General features: G+C 49.6%; 17 protein-coding genes and 1 riboswitch. Of the genes, 10 read left to right on the top strand and 7 right to left on the bottom strand.

The window, feature by feature from the left end; all coding sequences use genetic code 11:
• Positions 1-129: 129 nt before the first annotated feature.
• From EL268_RS18480 to EL268_RS18455, 6 genes are read left to right on the top strand one after another with little or no spacing between them, the layout of a single operon-like run.
• A complete protein-coding gene (locus EL268_RS18480) occupies positions 130-795 on the top strand; it encodes a CoA transferase subunit A (protein ID WP_106653144.1) in 666 nt (221 codons plus the stop codon).
• The gene (locus EL268_RS18475; protein ID WP_106652803.1) at positions 795-1,457 is read left to right on the top strand and encodes a 3-oxoacid CoA-transferase subunit B; all 663 of its coding nucleotides are present in this window, start codon (positions 795-797) and stop codon (positions 1,455-1,457) included. The genes EL268_RS18480 and EL268_RS18475 overlap by 1 nt, the downstream gene beginning before the upstream one ends.
• Positions 1,458-1,501: 44 nt before the next feature.
• Positions 1,502-2,320 (top strand): ABC transporter substrate-binding protein, encoded by an 819-nt coding sequence (locus tag EL268_RS18470; protein ID WP_106652804.1) that lies wholly within the window; start codon positions 1,502-1,504, stop codon positions 2,318-2,320.
• A gap of 49 nt (positions 2,321-2,369) precedes the next feature.
• Entirely contained in the window at positions 2,370-3,035 is a 666-nt protein-coding gene (locus EL268_RS18465; RefSeq protein ID WP_106652805.1) for an amino acid ABC transporter permease, read from the top strand.
• A gap of 17 nt (positions 3,036-3,052) precedes the next feature.
• Positions 3,053-3,793, top strand: a complete 741-nt coding sequence (locus tag EL268_RS18460) for an amino acid ABC transporter ATP-binding protein (protein WP_106652806.1) — start codon at positions 3,053-3,055, stop codon at positions 3,791-3,793.
• Between the two features lie 28 nt (positions 3,794-3,821).
• Positions 3,822-5,003, top strand: a complete 1,182-nt coding sequence (locus EL268_RS18455; protein WP_106652807.1) for a thiolase family protein — start codon at positions 3,822-3,824, stop codon at positions 5,001-5,003.
• Between the two features lie 75 nt (positions 5,004-5,078).
• Here EL268_RS18455 and EL268_RS18450 read toward each other — a convergent pair whose 3' ends face one another.
• The 3 genes from EL268_RS18450 to EL268_RS18435 form a co-directional block, all read right to left on the bottom strand.
• Positions 5,079-5,450, bottom strand: coding sequence for a hypothetical protein (locus EL268_RS18450; RefSeq protein ID WP_106652808.1), 372 nt, complete (start codon positions 5,448-5,450; stop codon positions 5,079-5,081).
• Between the two features lie 124 nt (positions 5,451-5,574).
• Complete coding sequence (argS, locus tag EL268_RS18445) at positions 5,575-7,290, bottom strand: arginine--tRNA ligase (protein WP_106652809.1); 1,716 nt, start codon at positions 7,288-7,290, stop codon at positions 5,575-5,577.
• A 364-nt stretch (positions 7,291-7,654) separates the two neighbouring features.
• The gene (locus tag EL268_RS18435; protein WP_106653145.1) at positions 7,655-8,143 is read right to left on the bottom strand and encodes a hypothetical protein; all 489 of its coding nucleotides are present in this window, start codon (positions 8,141-8,143) and stop codon (positions 7,655-7,657) included.
• A gap of 190 nt (positions 8,144-8,333) precedes the next feature.
• Between EL268_RS18435 and EL268_RS18430 the strand changes: the two genes are divergently transcribed.
• Together EL268_RS18430 and EL268_RS18425 are read left to right on the top strand one after the other, a co-directional pair.
• Positions 8,334-8,906: a sigma-70 family RNA polymerase sigma factor gene (locus tag EL268_RS18430; protein WP_106652810.1), complete on the top strand. Its 573-nt coding sequence runs from the start codon at positions 8,334-8,336 to the stop codon at positions 8,904-8,906.
• A complete protein-coding gene (locus EL268_RS18425) occupies positions 8,897-11,107 on the top strand; it encodes a YcdB/YcdC domain-containing protein (protein ID WP_106652811.1) in 2,211 nt (736 codons plus the stop codon). The genes EL268_RS18430 and EL268_RS18425 overlap by 10 nt, the downstream gene beginning before the upstream one ends.
• A 67-nt stretch (positions 11,108-11,174) precedes the next feature.
• Here EL268_RS18425 and EL268_RS18420 read toward each other — a convergent pair whose 3' ends face one another.
• Positions 11,175-11,282, bottom strand: a complete 108-nt coding sequence (locus EL268_RS18420; RefSeq protein ID WP_083995026.1) for a YjcZ family sporulation protein — start codon at positions 11,280-11,282, stop codon at positions 11,175-11,177.
• Between the two features lie 213 nt (positions 11,283-11,495).
• Positions 11,496-11,597: riboswitch (SAM riboswitch) on the top strand.
• Positions 11,598-11,713: 116 nt separating this feature from the next.
• On the opposite strand from EL268_RS18420, the gene metH reads away from it, so the two are divergent.
• Together metH and EL268_RS18410 are read left to right on the top strand one after the other, a co-directional pair.
• Positions 11,714-15,160, top strand: coding sequence for a methionine synthase (metH, locus tag EL268_RS18415; RefSeq protein ID WP_106652812.1), 3,447 nt, complete (start codon positions 11,714-11,716; stop codon positions 15,158-15,160).
• A gap of 43 nt (positions 15,161-15,203) precedes the next feature.
• Positions 15,204-17,069, top strand: a complete 1,866-nt coding sequence (locus tag EL268_RS18410) for a bifunctional homocysteine S-methyltransferase/methylenetetrahydrofolate reductase (RefSeq protein ID WP_106652813.1) — start codon at positions 15,204-15,206, stop codon at positions 17,067-17,069.
• 59 nt (positions 17,070-17,128) lie between these two features.
• On the opposite strand, the gene EL268_RS18405 is transcribed toward EL268_RS18410, so the two are convergent.
• From EL268_RS18405 to EL268_RS32855, 3 genes are all read right to left on the bottom strand, one after another.
• Entirely contained in the window at positions 17,129-18,118 is a 990-nt protein-coding gene (locus EL268_RS18405; protein ID WP_106652814.1) for a phosphotransferase, read from the bottom strand.
• Between the two features lie 73 nt (positions 18,119-18,191).
• Positions 18,192-18,770 carry a mismatch-specific DNA-glycosylase gene (locus tag EL268_RS18400; RefSeq protein WP_106652815.1) on the bottom strand — a complete coding sequence of 193 codons (579 nt, stop codon included), beginning with the start codon at positions 18,768-18,770 and terminating at the stop codon, positions 18,192-18,194.
• Between the two features lie 114 nt (positions 18,771-18,884).
• The gene (locus tag EL268_RS32855) at positions 18,885-19,034 is read right to left on the bottom strand and encodes a hypothetical protein (protein WP_162837744.1); all 150 of its coding nucleotides are present in this window, start codon (positions 19,032-19,034) and stop codon (positions 18,885-18,887) included.
• Between the last annotated feature and the right edge of the window lie 141 nt (positions 19,035-19,175).

Raw genomic sequence — 19,175 nt, 5'->3', positions numbered from 1 at the left:
TCAGCAATAAGGAATTGCTTTTCGCTTGATTGCGTATTCTTGCCGTTTTGAGGCTTGGCACAAGAGTTGCTATTACATAGTTGGACGTAAGCGATTTACCCAAGAATAAGAGATAAGGAAATGCATGCGATGTTATCAAAACTGGTGACGCACGAACAAGCAGTGGAGCATGTTCTGGATGGCACCCGGCTGATGTATGGCGGATTCGGCACGATTGGCTCCCCGGCACACTTGATTGATGCGATCTTGCACAAAGGCGTGCAAAGCTTGACACTCATCGGAATTGATGCGGGGTATCCGGAAATCGGAATCGGAAAGCTGATCAGTCATGGACGGGTGAGGCAGCTGATTACCACACATATTGGCTCCAATCCCGAGGCAGGTCAACAGATGATGGACGGAAAGCTGGAAGTGACATTCTGTCCACAAGGAATTTTCGCAGAAAAGATTCGGGCAGGAGGTGTTGGTATTCCAGGAATCGTTGTGGACGCGCATGTGGGAGGAGAGCGAATGGAAGGAGCAGAGCCGTTTGCCTTTGCCGGAAGAACTTGTCAGATTGAAGCCGCCCTTACAGCGGAGGTAGGGATCGTCTATGCGAAACAGGCGGACACCTACGGGAATCTCATTTATGACAAGGCGGCAAGAAATCTGAATCCGCTCGTAGCGATGGCCGCAGATATCACGATCGCTGAGGTGGAGGAGATCGTTCCCGCAGGAGAGCTGGACCCGGATAAAATCGTGACGCCTGGCATTTTTGTGGATTATATCGTGGTTCGTGGCGGAGGAAACAGCTAATGGGGTTGGAAATGGATCAGCGAAATATGGTTGCGTGGCGTGCAGCCAAAGAGGTCGCTCCCGGAATGGCAGTGAACTTGGGGATTGGGATACCTGAGCTCGTCGCTGATTTTATCCCGCATGAATGGCAAGTCATGTTTCACTCGGTGAATGGAATCTTGGGAGTCGGACCTACGCCGTTAAAGGGAGAAGAGGACCAGCATATTTCCAATGCGGGTGGAGCACCTGTTACCGTTGTACCGGGGGCATCGTACTTCGACAGCAGCATAGCGTATGGCATGATCCGAAGAAGAAAGCTGGATGCAGCGTTTATCGGGGCTTTGCAGGTGAATCGCCGAGGAGATCTGGCAAACTGGATTGTTCCTGGCTCACGTGTTCATGGAATTGGCGGAGGAGCGGAGCTGGCTTATTACGCCAAGAAAGTGATTGTGCTCATGAGCCATGTCAATCAGGCAGGTGAGCCAAAAATTCGCAGGGAGTGCACATTGCCACTGACGGCGAAGGGCTGCGTCGATCTCATTATCACCGAGAGGGCCGTTATCGAGGTCACACAAAGAGGCTTGCTTTTGACAGAGGTAATGTACCCATACACCTTGGAAAATGTTATTACGAATACCGGGGCACCTCTAATGATTTCAGAAAATTTACAAATGGTAGAGTAATGAAAAATGTAAGCGCGAACATTTAGAACAGGGGGATGGAACAGATGAAGAAGACAATCCAAACAATCGCAGGAGTCGTATTCTCGTTGTCACTACTAGTAAGCGGATGTAGCCAAGGCGCTTCTAATAACAGTGCGGGAGGTCAAGCGGGTGGGGCTACTGCTGGAAATGCATCGTCCATGACAAAAGAGGCAGGCGTATTTGTATACGCGGCTTCCGGTGAATATCAGCCATTCAGCTACTTCAAGGATGGTCAATTGACCGGATTTGATGTCGAGATCGGCAATGAGATCGCCAAGCGCTTGGGGCTTGAGCCAAAGCCAGTCACGTCGCCTTTTTCCGGCATTATCGCAGGAGTAAAGGAAGGCCGCTACGATGCGGCGATTGCCAGCCATGCGATTACAGAAGAGCGGAAGCAGCAGGTTGACTTCGCCGACCCGTACTACTTGTCAGGTGGTCAACTCTTCGTTCGCCCGGATGGGACTATTAGCACGCTGGAAGGATTAAAAGGCAAGGAAGTGGCAGTCGCACTCGGCACTACACACGAAAAGATGGCGAGGGAGTATACGGATAACATCAAAACGTATGACAGCGATGTAACGGCTCTGCGTGCCTTGGAGCAGGGAAAACACGATGTCGTGATTACAGACAGCGTCGTAGGGGAGATTGCCATTGCGCAAGGCTTGAAGCTCAAGAAAAGCGGGTCGCCACTCTCGGAAGTCAAGCATGGAATCGCAGTGCGCAAAGGAAATACGGAATTGCTGAACAAGATCAACGAAGTCCTCAAGCAAATGATGGAAGATGGAACCTACGTCAAATTGAGCGAAAAGTACTTTAATCGCGACATTAGCAAAGCTGAATAGTGAGTTGGTTTGACAGATAAATTCCAATACGAGTGAGGGGTGGCATCAAGTGCCCAGTTTTGCCCATCTGACAGAAGAGTTTTTCCGGACATTGCCGTTTTTTTGGAAGCCGTTGCTGCTGACGTTTCAGCTGACAGTCGCTTCCGTTATCGTAGGATCAATTATCGGATTGTTTGTCGCCTTGTTAAAGGTATCCAAGCTTCCCATTGCACGTTTCGTAGCCAATGCGTACATCATGATCATTCGCGGCACGCCGCTGATCGTGCAGATTTTCGTCTTGTATTTCGGCTTTTACAAAATCATTGACCTCGGTCAATTTTGGTCGGCAGCGCTCGCTCTGGCGATTCACAGCGGAGCCTATATCGCAGAGATTTTCCGGGGCGCTATTCAGTCGATTGATAAAGGACAAATGGAGGCAGGGCTGTCTTTGGGCATGTCCGCCCGTCAGACCATGCGTCGGATTATTTTGCCGCAAGCGATGAAACGATCGATCCCGCCGCTTGGCAACCAGTTTATTTTGTCTTTGAAGGAATCGTCTCTGGCCGCTTTCATTGCCATGGATGAGTTGTTCTCACTGGCTCGCCGCTTGTCTGCGGAAACATTTGATGAAATGACGTACTTTTTGATTGTGGCGCTCTATTACTTGGTGATTGTCATGGCGTTTACGTATGTGGTCCACATCATGGAGAAGCGTCTGGCCAAAGGAGAGGCGTAAAGCGGAGGGGAAAGAAGATGGATAAGCAAAGAGAAATGATACGTGTGCAAAATTTGAAGAAAAGCTTCGGAAAAGTGGAAGTTCTCAAGGATGTTACCCTGCGAGTCGGAAAGGGCGAGGTCGTCGTCTTGATCGGTGCCAGTGGATCGGGGAAAAGCACATTGATTCGATGCATTAATTTTCTGGAGATCAAGGACGGCGGAGAGATCTATATCGAAGGAAAAAGCATCGACCCGAAGAAGGATGACTTGACCAAAGTACGGCAAAAGGTAGGCATGGTGTTCCAGCACTTCAATCTGTTTCCGCATAAAACGGTACTGGAAAACATCATGGAGGCACCGCTGATTGCGAAGAAAGCGGACAAGGAAGAAACGAAGCAGGAAGCGCTCCGGCTGCTGCAGAAGGTAGGTCTTTCTGAAAAAGCGGACGCCTACCCGTCCAGCCTCTCCGGTGGACAAAAGCAACGCGTGGCAATTGCTCGTTCATTGGCGATGAAACCGGAGATCATGCTCTTCGACGAGCCAACCTCAGCGCTTGACCCAGAGCTGGTAGGGGAAGTGCTGGAGACAATGAAGCAGCTCGCGCAAGAAGGAATGACGATGATTATCGTGACGCACGAAATGGGGTTTGCCAAGGAAGTGGCGGATTGGGTAGCGTTTATGAATCAAGGCAAGATCATCGAAATGGCAAGACCCCAAGAAATTTTCAACAACCCGAAAGAAGAGCGCACGAGAGAATTTTTAAACCGTGTACTGTAATGGCGTAAAAACGAAAGGGAGCTGGGGTATGAGAGACGTGGTCATTGTCGCGGGTGTGCGCAGTGCTGTGGGTGCATTTGGGAAAAGCCTGCGTGACGTACCGGCAACAGAGCTGGGGCGGCAAGTATTGGAAGGCTTGATGAATAAGGTTGATCTGCCGAAGGAACAAGTCAATGAAGTGATTTTTGGCAATGGGTACGTACATGGAGGAGGACTCAATGCTGCACGTATCAGCTCGCAGCTGGCGGGATTTCCACGCAATGTCTATGGTCACATCGTCATCAAAGCGTGTGGTTCAGGATTGAAGGCGATTGGCAACGGTGCGCTAGCCATAGCAGCAGGTCAAGAGGACGTGGTGATTGCGGGGGGAGTGGAGTCCATGAGCAGTGTTCCCTACCTCGTGAAGAACCGCTGGGGCAGCAAATTCGGCAATTTGTCCATGGAGGACGCTCTCTTGTCCGATGGCTTGATCTGCTCGCTGACGGGTGAGCATATGGGGATGACCGCAGAACGGCTGGCTGTACAGTACGGTATTTCCCGTGAGGAGCAGGATCGTTTTGCCTACGAGAGCCACGTAAGAGCAGCAGCAGCAATAAAAGCGGGCACATTCGAGAGTGAGATCGTACCGATTGAAATCAAGGATCGTAAAGGTACCCGCGTTTTTGCGCAGGATGAATCCGTGCGCCACGATATCAAGCTGGAGGAGCTCGCCAAGCTGAAAAGTGTTTTTCAAAAAGAAGGGACCATCACTGCTGGAAGTGCGTGTCCGATGAATGACGGCGCAGCCGCTGTATTGATGATGTCTCGTGAAAAGGCGGAGGAAGCGGGTTTGACTCCGCTCGTGAAAATTAAGGCTTTTGCCAGCGCAGGAGTTGAACCTGACGTGATGGGGATCGGACCAGTTCCCGCCACGCAAAAAGCACTGGAGAAAGCGGGATTGACGCAGGGTGACATTGGACTCATCGAATTGAACGAGGCATTTGCCGCCCAGGCTTTGTCTGTGATCAAATGCCTGGAGTTGGATACGAGCAAGGTGAATGTCAATGGAGGCGCGATTGCCTTGGGTCACCCTGTGGGAGCCACTGGTGCCAAACTGACTGTGACGTTGATGAACGAAATGATGCGCAGACGCGAGAAGTATGGCATGGTGACGCTATGCATGGCAGGTGGCATGGGAATGTCAGTGATTTATGAAAATTTGACGATGTAAACTTCACATGTGCAAATGAAAAAGCCCCGAACGTTGATAGGTCGGGGCTTCTTGCCATGAAAGCGTGATCGCTTATTAGGGGGCCTTTTGTTCACGTACGTATTTTCTCAATGTGGCCGCTACTTCTGTTGGGTTTTCCAGCTGTACAATCACATGCTGATATTTGACATGACCCTCTACTTCTAGAATCAACAACGAATCAGTCTGGGTAAAAGAAAGGAAGTACCATTCATTTTTATACTGAAAGCTTCCTTCATATATGTTCAAAGGTGAAAGAGACGTCCCAGGCATGCGCAACATCCATTTTGGCGGAACAAAAGAACCGACCTCGACATGCTTGATCGATTGATACGGTAACGTGATCGTGCTCTTCAAGGCTAAGAACGTATGCAAGCCAGTGAGACGCAAGGTAAAATCCGTCTTGCCGAAATGTACACTTCTTCCCATCGTTGCTCACCTCTTTCATCTGCCATCGCTCCATTATCTCACAGATGATTGATGATGACACGGGACAATCAAAAAAGCCGGCGCTTCCCCAACGAGGAAGGCAACCGGCTTTTCGTATTCTTTCTTACATTTCTTCTGGAGCAGCCAGACCGAGCAGACGCAGACCTTCCTTCAGCACAGCAACGACTGCTGCTACGAGCTGGAGACGGGATGCTTTCACATCTTCTTCCTCAGCCAGGATGCGTACATTCGCATAGAACTTGTTGAACGTTTGCGCCAAGTCGATTACATACTTGCCGATTTGCGACGGATCGAAGTTATCGGCAGCACGTTCGATTACCTCTGGGAACGCGTTCAAGAGGGTAATCACTGCCCAAGCCTCTTTGCTGTCGAGCGCACCGGAAGCCAGGTTCGCCGTCGTTGCTGGCTGGTAGCCACCTCTGCGCAAGAGCGAGCATGCACGCGCGTGTGCGTATTGCACGTATGGTCCCGTTTCCCCTTCGAAGGTCAGCATCTCTTCCCAGGAGAAGTTGACATCATTGAGGCGGTAGTTTTTCAAGTCATGGAAAATAACTGCGCCTACCCCGACTTGACGAGCCACTTCTTCTTTATTGGACAGCGTAGGGTTTTTCTCTTCGATGACTTTTTGGACATCAGAAATGGCTTGTGCCAACACTTCTTCCAAGAGAACAACTTTCCCTTTACGCGTGGACATTTTCTTGCCGTCCTTGAGCATCATGCCGAATGGGATGTGGTGCATATCTGCGGACCACGCATAGCCCATTTTTTCCAACACTTTATAGAGCTGCTGGAAGTGGAGGCGTTGCTCGTTTCCTACGACATAGAGTGCTTTTGCAAAATCGTATGATTCGTGGCGGAAGAGGGCAGCAGCCAAATCACGCGTTGCGTACAGGGTAGCGCCGTCTGATTTTTTGATCAGGCATGGCGGCATGTTGTATTCATCGAGATTCACGACCATCGCACCGTCGGATTCAGTCAAGAGACCTTTTTCCTCGAGCAACGTAACAACGCGATCCATTTTGTCGTTGTAGAATGCTTCACCGTGGGTGGAGTCGAAGGCTACGTTCATCAGGTCGTAGATCTTCATGAATTCCTTGAGGGATTCATCACGGAACCATTTCCACAGGTGTTGTGCTTCTTCGTCGCCATCCTCGAGCTTTTTGAACCATTCACGGCCTTGGTCTTCCAGAGTAGGATCGTTCTCGACTTCTTCGTGGAAGCGAACGTAGAGGCTGAGCAGCTCCTTGATCGGTTCTGCTTTTACCTTTGCTTCGTCACCCCAGAGGCGATACGCAACGATTAATTTACCGAACTGCGTACCCCAGTCCCCCAAGTGATTGATGCGCACTGGCTCGTAGCCTTGCTTTTCCATGATGTTGGCAATCGCGTTTCCGATTACAGTAGAGCGCAGATGACCCATGGAAAATGGCTTCGCGATATTCGGGGAGGAGAGGTCAATTGGTACTTTGCGTCCTTGACCGATGCTGCTGCTTCCGTATGTGCTGCCTTGGGTAAGGATGGTTCCGATTACTTGCTCTGCCACATTTTCTTGATCCAGGAACAGGTTCACGTACGGACCAACTGCCTGCGATTCGCGCAAGGGTGCACCAAAGAGCTGTCCAGCCAGCTCAGCTGCGATCATCGGTGGGGCTTTGCGCAATGCTTTTGCCAATTGGAAGCAAGGGAAAGCCACATCGCCCATTGCAGGGTTTGGTGGTGTTTCCAGCATGCCGTATACGGCTTCTTTTGTCAGTGTGTCTACGCCCATCGAGGAGAGCGCAGCGGCAATCTTTTCAGCGACTTGGTGTTTGTAGCTCATCTAAATTTCTACCCCTTTCAAATAAAAAAACCTCTACGTCTCCTGTGAAAAAGAGACGAGAGGTTATACTCCCGCGGTGCCACTCTTGTTGTTTTTTCCTCCCATGAAACTGGAAGGCAAAAACCGCTTGATCTGCTGTAACGGGCAGTCCCGGCATAGCCCTACACGATCCGTTGCCCATGATGGCTCATTGGATGTTCAGGTCGCATCTCCGAGGGGCGCTTCCTCACATGGCTTGGCATCGGGCTCACACCGTCCCCGACTCGCTTTCGTCCTCGCACAAGGAGTACTTTCCTCATCAACGATTCATTTGTTTCTCTAGAATTATAGCTGTTTATACCGTCATGATGCAAGAGTGCCTCGATCAAGGTTTTTTTAAAATCTTATCTAATTCCGCGAAATATTGCTTGGTCAGCTCTTCTCTTTCTTCCGCGCTGAGGTTATCTGCGTTCATCATTTGCTCTTTGTACTGTTCCAGCTTTTCGAGCATGGCCAGCTCGGCTGCAGCGGCCTCGTCCAGATCGTAATTTTCCGATGGATCGAAGGGGATCAATCGATTGTCATTCCCACTGCGCAAATAAGCGGAGCGCCAGTTCTCCGGGAACTGATACGGCTGTTCGCCAAACATAATCCCTAAAATATCGTCGGATTCAATTGGCAGGAAGTGATCGTAATCGTCTCTTCTGCCTCCCTCGGACAAGTTAATGTGGGACAAAAAATAGTGGAGATAATGTTCCCCCGTTTCGGTATTCTTAACGATGGAATAGGTTTCAAAATCGGATTTGGATAGTTCTTTTATGGTCTCCAAACAGGACAGAAATTTGTCTTTTTCACGTGCTTGCAAGGCATCCATGTCATCTCGTTCCTTTCGCTCTACAATAAGCCTCATGATAGCAAAAGCAGTGTGCGCTGACAATGAAAGTGGGGCAACCGGGTGCAGCAGAGGGGCAGAAAGAAAAAACTTTTGGATAATCCTGTCATAAAAACAAGCCAGCTGGATCAAATACATATCACATCAGGAACAACAAGGGGGTGAACAGTGCGTGAATGCAAGTGCCAAAAGCAGTGAAGCCGACTGGACGCTGCAACTGACCAACGAAGAAAAGCTGACAAGGCTAATGAACGACTATGGGGATAACATCGTGCAGCTCGCATACCTGATCGTCAAAGATCGGGGAATCGCAGAAGACATTACCCAGGAAGTGTTTCTAAAGGCATATCGGGGGCTAGATCAATTCCGCCATCAGAGCAGTGTGAAAACGTGGCTTTATCGAATCGCGATCAACGAGTCCCGCAAATATTTGCGTTCGTGGTCCTTTCGCCAAATTTTTTCTACATACCTCTCCAAAGAGGAAGCACCGCCGGAAAAAGTAGACAAGGCAAATGTTGAATCGGCAGTCATCGGACGAATGAGCAAGGTACAAGTAGCGGAGCAGGTGATGAAGCTCTCGCCGCTGTACCGAAAAGTCATGGTACTTCATTACTATGAAGATTTGTCGATAAAAGAGATTGCGCAAGTGTTGGATATTTCAGAAGATGCCGTACGAACCCAATTGTCCCGGGCCCGAAAACATTTTAAGGCATTGTGTGAAAAGGAGGGATTGGAATGGACGTAGATAAGCAAATGCGTGAAGCGGTACGAAGTGCAAGTGAGGAATCGGTGGAGGAAGTGAGGTTTACAAAGGAGATGGAATTCCGGATCAGAGGTGCGATTGCACAGAATAAACACAAGAATCGAAACAGATTATTTATGGCTGGATCGCTGGCTGCGTGCTTGGCGGTAACAGCTGTGGGCTTGCATCAACAAGGTTGGTCTCCACAGATGCCGAGTGGGAAAAATGGAACGAATGCGGTGGCAACAACTGCAACAGATAAAAAGAATGCAGAGGCCAATCAGAGCAGCGTAAAGGTTTCGCCGGAAGAGGCTATTTTACCATTGAAAAAGGCGATTCCAGCTTTGAGCAACATGAGAATAAGAGTGGATCGTACAAGCCATGGAATCAGTGACCTCATGTTACTGGAAGGCGATAATGCTCGTGCCAATGTTGCTTATGATATACAGACAGGACAAATTGAGAGCTTTACAATCAATGGTGATCGGGGAGAACAGAAGGAAGGGAAATTGCCATCAGCCAAGACTGCGGAGAATGCAGCAAACGCATTTTTACAAGCTTTCCTTGGGGAGGGAAGCAAGTCCTATCAGTACGTCGAGACTCAGATCTATACCGACGAGTATAGGGTAAAAGGCCCATGGATGAGCGTGAATTATCAACGTATGGAAAACGGCCAGCCCGTTCCGTTCGACGTATTGTCGGTTGGAATTGACGAACGTGAGCAAATCGCGTTTTTCGGGCGATTGAACAAGAGCGAACAAGCCTTTTTCACCAAGCTGACAGATGCCATGCCCGATTTGAGCCCATCCCTTCTTCTTTTGGATAAAGAAAAGAACCACGATGGCATGTCATTCATCTTGGGGAAAACGAACAAGGAGGGGCATCAGGTTTCTCTTGTGATCTATGGAAATGGTCAAGCACTGGAATCGTATAGGCTTTTGAATAGGGATGAAAAGGAAGCAGCGAGCCGGAAAGAAGCAGAAGGAGAAAAAGCCTTGCAGCAAGAGCGACAGTTCCTGAACAAACTGCTCGGTGCGGATAGTGATAACTATCGGTTATTGGACGCCAACGATCCAGGGTTGTATCTGCGATATCATAACGAACTGCCAGTGTTGTCTGATGAAATTAGCATAATAACAACTGACTCTGGCCACGTCCAATATTTCAGGATGGAGCCCGAAACATTCGAGCCGTCGCAGTACCCGGATGTATCGACTGCTGTGTCAGTAGAGGAAGCCATCAAAGAGCTGAGTGAGCATATGAAGCTTCGATACGTGCAGAACCCGAGAATACGACCAGAATCAAAACAAGGGGAGAAATGGCAACCTATTCTGGAGTACACACCCGCTGTTTCCTTCATGCAAAGAGGACGTGAAGATGGTACGGAGTGGCATATCGACGCGACCAATGGCAAGATTGTGTATGGAACGGGAGATAACGGGCTTGCTTATGATCAGTTGAATACGAAGGAAGCACATCCGATCGAATCTCCAAAGGAATACGTCAAGGTTCGCTCCAAGGATGAGGCAAAAGCACTGCTGCAAGCGGAATTCGGCATACAAGTGGATGACTCGACCTATAGAGAGAGTGAGAGTAACAGTGACGGACGCAAGGAATACGTCTGGAATGATAAAAATGACAAGTATATCGGCGTAGAAGTCCTTGCAGAAACAGGCAGTGTCGTCGGGCTGGGAACACCGCGTTCTAATACAGCAGTGACAGTCAAACGCGAGCAAGCGGAAGAGGCTGCACTCGCCTTTCTGCATAAATACGTCGATCCAGGCGTAAAAGAAGTGCAGTTGGCACAAGTTATACAGCCAGGCGAAGCGAATTCTGTGTCATCGGGCGAATGGGAATTCAGATATTTCATCAGCAAGGATGGCATTCCTGTACAGGATCGTGCGCAAAAAGCGGCTTATTCGGTAACAGTCGATCCGTCTTCTGGCAAAGTGACAATGTTTCACAACTACAGAGAGACACACAAGGTGGTGGAGCTTCCAGCATCCGACCAGATCGTTTCGAAAGACAAGGCTGTTGAAGAGTATTTACGCGTCATGCCTTTGAAGCTGGTCTATTTGATGAAAGATGTGGATGGGCGAAAATTATCTCAACCAAAGCTGGCGTATGTGCCGTGGAGTGACGAAAAGCTGGCGCTTAAATATATTACTCTGGATGCCGTGACAGGCAAGATCATCACCAAATAACAAGAAAAAAAGGCTATCCCGCAGCCATTCCTCATGGCTTTTGGGATAGCCTTTTTTACACACTTATCTAACAGTCGTCACACGAACACCCAATAATTACCAACAGGATAAACAGCACGAGCACGATTGCGAAGCAGTCACCGAAGAATCCGTTTCCGCAGTAAGATGTACTCATCTTTGTTTCCCCTCCTTTCCGTTATACTCCAGTCTATACACGAATGCCGATATTGGACTGGGCGGATGCCCAGCTTAGGCAAAAATGGGCGCGAAAGAGAAGAGGTTCAGTAAAAAATAGACAATTCACAATTGACGGGGAGACAAAGGGGGTGTTAAGATACTTGCAAACATTCAAGACATTTCGTAAAACAACTAAATGACAAGTGTACGACTCTTATCCAGAGAGGCAGAGGGACTGGCCTGATGAAGCCTCGGCAACCGGTAAAAATCCGGTGCCAATTCCAGCAAAGCTACGTGCTTTGAAAGATAAGAGGATGTCTCAGGCGTTATCGTATCTGCTGACAAATCCTCTTCTTTCAAAGAAGAGGATTTTTTTGTTTACCCAATTACGGAGAATAAGCCGATGCAAGGGAGAAAAGGGGCACGTCAATGAAACCAACTTTTCGCGAACAGCTTTCCCGGAAAATTCTGATTCTGGACGGTGCAATGGGCACCATGCTTCAACAGGCGAACCTGACTGCCGATGATTTCGGCGGTGAAGCCTATGATGGCTGTAATGAACTTCTGAACCTGACAAGACCAGATGTGATCCGTTCGATTCACGAGAAATATTTAGAGGCGGGCGCAGACATCGTCGAGACAAATACGTTTGGTGCTGCTTCCATCGTTTTGGCCGAGTACGATGTGCCGGAGAAAGACCTTGAGATCAATATAGCGGCAGCTCGCTTGGCCAGAGAAGCGGTGGATGCCTATTCCACGGAGGAGTGGCCGCGTTATGTAGCAGGTGCAATGGGACCGACGACCAAAACCCTTTCGTTGACAGGCGGTGTCACTTTCGAAGAACTGGTCGAGGCGTATTATCGTCAGGCAAAAGGTCTGATTATCGGTGGCTCCGATGTTCTTCTTTTGGAAACCTCGCAAGATACGTTGAACGTCAAGGCTGGCGGAATCGGGATTCGCAAAGCTTTTGAAGAGCTTGGGCAGGAGCTCCCCGTGATGCTGTCAGGTACGATTGAGCCGATGGGCACAACGCTGGCGGGCCAAAACATCGAGGCGTTTTACATCTCCTTGGAGCATATAAAGCCAGTCTCTATTGGTCTGAATTGTGCGACAGGACCAGAGTTCATGCGTGATCATCTGCGGACACTGTCTGGAATAGCCCAATGTGCGGTCAGCTGTTATCCGAACGCAGGCTTGCCAGACGAGAACGGCCATTACCATGAAACGCCACAGGGACTCGCTTCGAAAATGCGGGCGTTCGCTGAACAGGGCTGGATAAACGTCGCTGGCGGTTGCTGTGGAACAACACCAGCCCATATTCAAGCGATGGCAGAAGCCTTGAAAGACTGCAAGCCGCGCAGTGCAGATGTAGAACCGCTGAGCGCGGTCTCCGGGATTGAGGTCGTTTACGTCGAAGATGATAATCGTCCCCTGCTGGTAGGGGAGAGGACCAATGTCATCGGTTCCAAAAAATTCCGTGATCTGATTGCAGCTGGTCACTATGAAGAAGCATCTGATATTGCCCGGGCCCAAGTGAAGCGCGGCGCACATGTCATCGATATATGCTTGGCTGACCCCGACCGTGATGAATACGAAGATATGGAAAAATTCCTACAGTTCATCGTGAAAAAAGTAAAAGCGCCCCTCATGATCGACTCGACAGATGCCAAGGTCATGGAGCTGGGACTTCGCTATTCGCAAGGGAAGGCCATTCTCAACTCGATCAACCTGGAAGACGGGTTGGAGCGTTTTGAGGAAGTGGCGCCGCTTATTCACAAATTCGGTGCCGCTGTTGTCGTCGGAACGATCGAGGAAGCGGGTATGGCTGTCACTCGCGAAAAGAAGCTGGAGGTCGCGCAGCGCTCATACGACATTCTCGTCAACCAGTATGGAATTAAGCCACAGGATATTATTTTCGATCCACTCGTCTTTCCAGTAGGGACAGGGGATGAACAATACATTGGCTCTGCAAAGGAAACGGTAGAAGGCATTCGTTTGATCAAACAGGCGATGCCTGCTTGCAAGACGATCCTGGGTGTCAGTAACGTTTCCTTCGGCTTGCCTCCTGCGGGTCGGGAAGTGCTGAATGCGGTCTTCTTGTACCACACCACTCTCGCAGGGCTTGATTACGCCATCGTCAACACGGAAAAGCTGGAGCGCTACGCTTCGATTCCAGAAAACGAGAGAAAGCTGGCAGAAGCCCTACTATTCGAGACAAATGATGAGACATTGGCGGCCTTCACCGAATTTTATCGCCAAAAGAAAAAGGAAGTCCGTGTAGAAGTCTCCTCGTTGACGCTCGAAGAACGCTTGGCTCGTTATGTAGTCGAAGGCTCCAAGGATGGTCTGGTGGAAGACCTGAAGCTGGCTCTGGATAAATACACACCGCTCGAGATCATCAACGGTCCGCTGATGACAGGGATGGAAGAGGTCGGTCGCTTGTTCAACGGCAACCAGCTGATCGTGGCAGAAGTATTGCAAAGCGCGGAAGTTATGAAGGCATCCGTATCGTTTTTAGAGCCATTCATGGAAAAAAGCGATGCCGCTGCCAAGGGGAAAATCTTGCTGGCGACCGTCAAAGGCGATGTGCACGACATCGGAAAAAACCTCGTGGAAATTATTTTGTCAAACAACGGCTACAATGTCGTGAACCTGGGGATCAAGGTACCGCCAGAGCAACTGATTGCCGCATGCAGAGAAGAAAAGCCGGATGCCATCGGTTTGTCTGGACTCTTGGTAAAATCCGCGCAGCAAATGGTCATTACAGCACAAGACCTGCGTGATGCAGGCATTGATATTCCAATGATGGTTGGCGGTGCGGCGTTGACGCGCAAGTTCACATCGAACCGGATCGCACCGGAATACCGCGGAATTGTTTTATACGCAAAAGACGCCATGGATGGTCTGGAGCTCGTGAATCGTCTGCAAAATCCGGAAGAACGTGATCGCTTGGTAGAGGAACAGCAGCATCTGCTGGAAGCAGTCGCAACGGCTCAGCCTGTTGTCGAGGAGAAAAAAGCACCATTGCCAGCGCGCTCAGCCATCAGCAGAACGGTTCCGATCCATCTGCCGCCAGATTGTGAACGACATGTACTGCGACAATACCCGATCAGCCATCTGCAACCGTATTTGAACTTGCGGATGCTCCTCGGGAAACACCTCGGTGTTCGCGGAAATGTAGATAAATTGATCGAGGCAGGCGACGAGAAAGTACTGGAACTGTACGGCATTGTGGAAGAGCTATTAAATGAAGCGAAGCAAAAAGGAACCATTACGACACACGGTGTGTATCAGTTCTTCCCGGCTCAGTCAGATGGCAACGATATTTTGGTCTATGATCCAAAAGACCACAGCAAGCTGCTGGAGCGCTTTTCGTTCCCGCGTCAGCTGGAAGAACCTCATCTTTGCCTGTCCGACTTCTTGCGACCAGTGGAGAGCAAGGAAATGGATTATGTCGGATTCCTGACCGTCACGGCTGGGGGAGGGATACGCGAAAAATCTACAGAGCTCAAAGAGCGTGGTGACTACTTGCGCTCTCATGTCCTCCAAGCTTTGGCATTGGAGCTGGCAGAGGCATTTGCAGAGCGAATTCACCACGTCATGCGAGACGTGTGGGGCATACCGGATCCGGTTGAGATGACGATGCTCGAGCGCTTCGGTGCTAGATATCAGGGCATTCGTGTCTCCTTCGGCTACCCTGCTTGCCCGAACCTGGAGGATCAGGCGCAGTTGTTCCGTCTGTTGCGTCCAGAGGATATCGGCGTTCAGCTGACAGAGGGCTTCATGATGGAGCCAGAAGCTTCCGTATCGGCGATGGTATTTGCTCACCCTGAAGCGCGTTACTTCAACGCAGGTCCATCTATTTTTGAAGTCTAAAAACCGACCACGTATAGATGAAAATAGGAGAGAAGGGATTGAGTTGACGACGAGAAAGAAAGATTTACGAGCCTATTTGAAAGACCACCTGCTTGTCGGAGATGGTGCAATGGCGACCCAGCTGCACGGGCTGGGCGTCCCGGTTGGCGTCAGCTTTGAGGAGCTGTGTTTATCCAACCCTCGTTTGGTGCATGAAGTTCATACCTCTTACTATCAGGCCGGTGCACGTTTCCTGGAGACCAATACGTATTCTGCCAACCGAGATGCGTTGAGTCGTTACGGTCTGGAGCATAAGGTAGCGCGGATTAACCGGCTAGCAGTCGCCATTGCACGGGAAGCCGCACAGGATGATGCTTATGTGGCTGGGAGCATCGGATCGATTTTGGCTGGTCGGGTGAAGAAAAAGGTTTTGGATGAATACCGTGACCAGTATGAGGAACAGGCAATTGCTCTGTTGCATGCTGGGGTAGACGGACTGATTCTGGAGACGTTCCTGGACTTGGAGGAGCTGCTTCTGGCGATCGAGGTAATCCGCCCGCTCACAGATGTGCCTGTAATCGCGCAGTTAGCCACTTTGGAAGTAGGGCGCACACGTGATGGCTACGCTTTGACAGACGCTTTTTCCGAGCTGAAAGCAGCAGGCGCTGACGTGATTGGACTAAACTGTCGCCTTGGTCCCGCAGAATTGCTACGTTCGTTTGAAAATACAGTAATTCCAGAAGATGCACTTTTATCCGTTTTCCCGAATGCGGGGCGTCTGGGGATGACTGACGGAGAATACGCCTTTAAATCATCACCTGAATATTTTGGACAGAGTGCGCTTCGCTTGCGTGAGCAGGGGGTACGGTTGATTGGCGGATGCTGCGGAACCACGCCTGCCCATGTGAAGGCGATTGCGGATGCACTTGAGTCACTTGAGCCACAAGTGCGTGTGAACCCGACCATCGTAGCTGGAGATCGTCCTTCGATTTCTGTGCAGAACACGAGGGAGAGGGAGAAACCAAGCATTGTCGAGCGCGTAAAAACAGCAACGACGATCATTGTTGAGTTTGATCCGCCGCGTGATCTGGATGCAGACCAGTTTCTCCACGGATGCTGCGAGTTGCACAAAGCAGGAGCGGACGCCATTACGTTGGCGGATAACTCGCTGGCGACAGTGCGGATGAGCAACATGGCTCTCGGGGCACTCATGAAGAGCAGACATGGAATCGACCCGCTCTTGCACATTGCCTGCCGGGACCGCAATCTGATTGGGCAGCAATCGCACTTAATGGGGCTGCACGCTTTGGGGATTGACCAAATATTGGTGATTACTGGTGATCCATCGCGCTTTGGTGACTTGCCAGGTGCCAGCTCGGTATTTGATGTGACCTCGTTTGATTTGATTCGCATGGTGAAGCAGTTGAACGAAGGTGTTTCGTTCTCTGGACGTCCGTTAAAGCAAAAAGCCCAGTTTATCGTGGGCGCAGCCTTTAATCCGAATGTCCGAAATATGGATGCTGCCGTTGCCCGCTTGGAAAAGAAGGTCGAGGCAGGCGCCGACTACATTATGACACAGCCCGTGTACGACGCAGAGTCCATTCGGAATGTGTACGAGGCGACGAAGCATATCGGCATTCCTGTCTTTATCGGGATCATGCCGCTTACCAGCTCGCGCAATGCGGAGTTCCTTCATAATGAAGTGCCGGGAATCAAGCTGTCGACAGAAGCTCTGGAACGGATGAAAAAGGTACAGGGAGAGGCCGCCAGACAGGAAGGAATCGCAATCGCGAAGGAATTGGTCGACACGGCCGTTCGTTACTTCAATGGCATCTATTTGATTACACCTTTCAATTATTACGAGATGGCGGCGGAGCTCATTCAATATACGCGCCAGCAAAGCTCATTGGTGAAGATGGCTCAGACGTAACGGTATACCCCAGTTAGATAGGGAAGGCCTATGTGTATAGACAGGCTATAGCCTTGTGTCTAATATACATGGGCCTTCACTTCGTCTAACATAAAGGCGGTTTTGAGGGCTTCCCTATTGCAAAACTGTTGAATCTCAGCAAGGTTCATCTGGGCATACAGCTTCTTGCGTAAAAAACGTTCAATGATATGCGGGAAAGCGAGATCGACAAAGAGCAAATGCAGTTGCTCAATCGATAGGGGATTTTCTTGGAGATAGCCACGCAATATATGAGAAAACAATTCCTCGTTCCACTGGTTGCTTTTTCGCATAGCAAGCGATAGAACACGGGCAATGTCTTTGGACGGAAAATCGTAACGAACGTCCTCCCAGTCAATGATCGCAATTCTTTGATTACTGACGAGCAAATTCCCATTGTTAAAATCTCCGTGACAGAGAAAGTGGTTGGTCAGTGGTTCCCTTTTCCATTTCGAGAAGTATGGAGAGGATATCAAATGTTTCTTGGCTGTCAGCCCTGCTTGTTTAAAAAAAGGAAGGTATTCCGCGATAGTAGCGTATTTTTGATTATTCTTCCCGGCGTGTCGAAGTTCCCACTTCTCAAGGGCAGCTAAATCTGTCTTGTACTCCAGGGACCATTTTTCTGCGCCATTGTAAAGGTTGCCATGCTTGGAGGAAAAACCGAGCGACCTCGCATGAAATTTACCTAAAACCATGCCGACCCGTTCCATTCGAATAGGAGAATTATAAGCAATATTTGACCAGGATAATCTTTGGTGGAGAACGTAAAGATTATCTTTATGAGTTATGTAGCGCTTTTGATTTTTGGTACGTTGAATGTCGGGGATGAGTACGCCGTTTTTGCGCAAATGCGCTTCTGCATTCAGAATGAAATGTAAACGTTCCTTTTGCAGAGGGAAAGATTTTCCGATGAATTTGCCATTGGTTGTTTCCAAGTAAATGACGAGTGATTTGGATGTATCGCGAATGGTTTTGTGATGCAGAACAGTCATGTCGTATTTGTGCTGGATTTTTTTGATGAGGTCGTCCACAGCTGATGCCCCTCCTTGCATACAGAGCTAGAAGTATTGTACGGAAGAAGAGGAGTAGTTGACACTGAAGGATCTACTTAGCAGGGGGGGAAAGAGGGTGCCAATTCATCTCGCGTAAAAAATGACTTAGCTCAGTAAATTTGGCAATCCGTTCCTCACGTGTAAATGATGCGTTAGCCCCACTGGTAGACGGGATGACGAATACATAGCTGCCAGACCAATCTTCTGTCCCAAAGTACCTGATTGGCTGCAGCCCCAGTGAAATTGCCTCTTTTTTTTGTCCGGTTGCGTGACGAAAAGCAGTAATTCCGTTAAAACAAATGACACGAGGCCGGTAGGTCTGGATCATTTGGACGAACAGCTCTGCCCCTGCGGCATAATCCTCGTTACGCAGGTCTGTTGCGGATCGGGTAGGGCGTGAGACCAGATCGGTAATGCCATAGTTGTAGTCCAAGAGAGTAGCGGTCTCCTCGGGCAAGAGCTTGTGAGGTGTCAGGCCGCCTTCGTACAATCCGCGCCAGAACAGGTTGGCTGGATTGGCATAGTGAAAACCCGTCGTAGCCGATATACGTCCTGGATTGATACCGCAAAATAAGACCGCTAAATCGCGGCGAATGTATGTGGGCAACCATTTTTCTGTGAACTCGACCAAAGCGAACCCCTCCTGTTTACCACATTGTAGCACATCAGTGAGCGCTTTCAGAAAGGAGCAAAAAAAGCTGCCAGTTTCGGCAGCTTCAGATTATATTGGATCAAGTATTGGATCTTAGAGCTGGGGATGCGGATACGGCAGCACTTGCTGTGGCTCATTGAACGTGAATTGCTCCATTTCATTCCGGACGTATCTTTTCGTCTCGAATGGAACGACTTCTTGTTCTTCATTCCCCCACAACCAATTCGACAGCATTTGTATCATAAGGATACCCTCCACTTTGTGGAAATGTTTTACATGTTCATCATACTCCAGTTGAGGGCATTTTTGGTTGGGCAGGTGTGAATAAGGCGTGAAGAAATCGTGGATAGAAAGTGAACAAAAAAGAAGCGTTTTCACAGGGCT

Origin of the sequence: Brevibacillus brevis (assembly GCF_900637055.1) — a bacterium.
In the GTDB taxonomy this organism is placed as follows: domain Bacteria; phylum Bacillota; class Bacilli; order Brevibacillales; family Brevibacillaceae; genus Brevibacillus; species Brevibacillus brevis.
The sequence above is the reverse complement of the archived record's forward strand: the minus strand, read 5'-3'. Positions and strand labels throughout refer to the sequence as shown.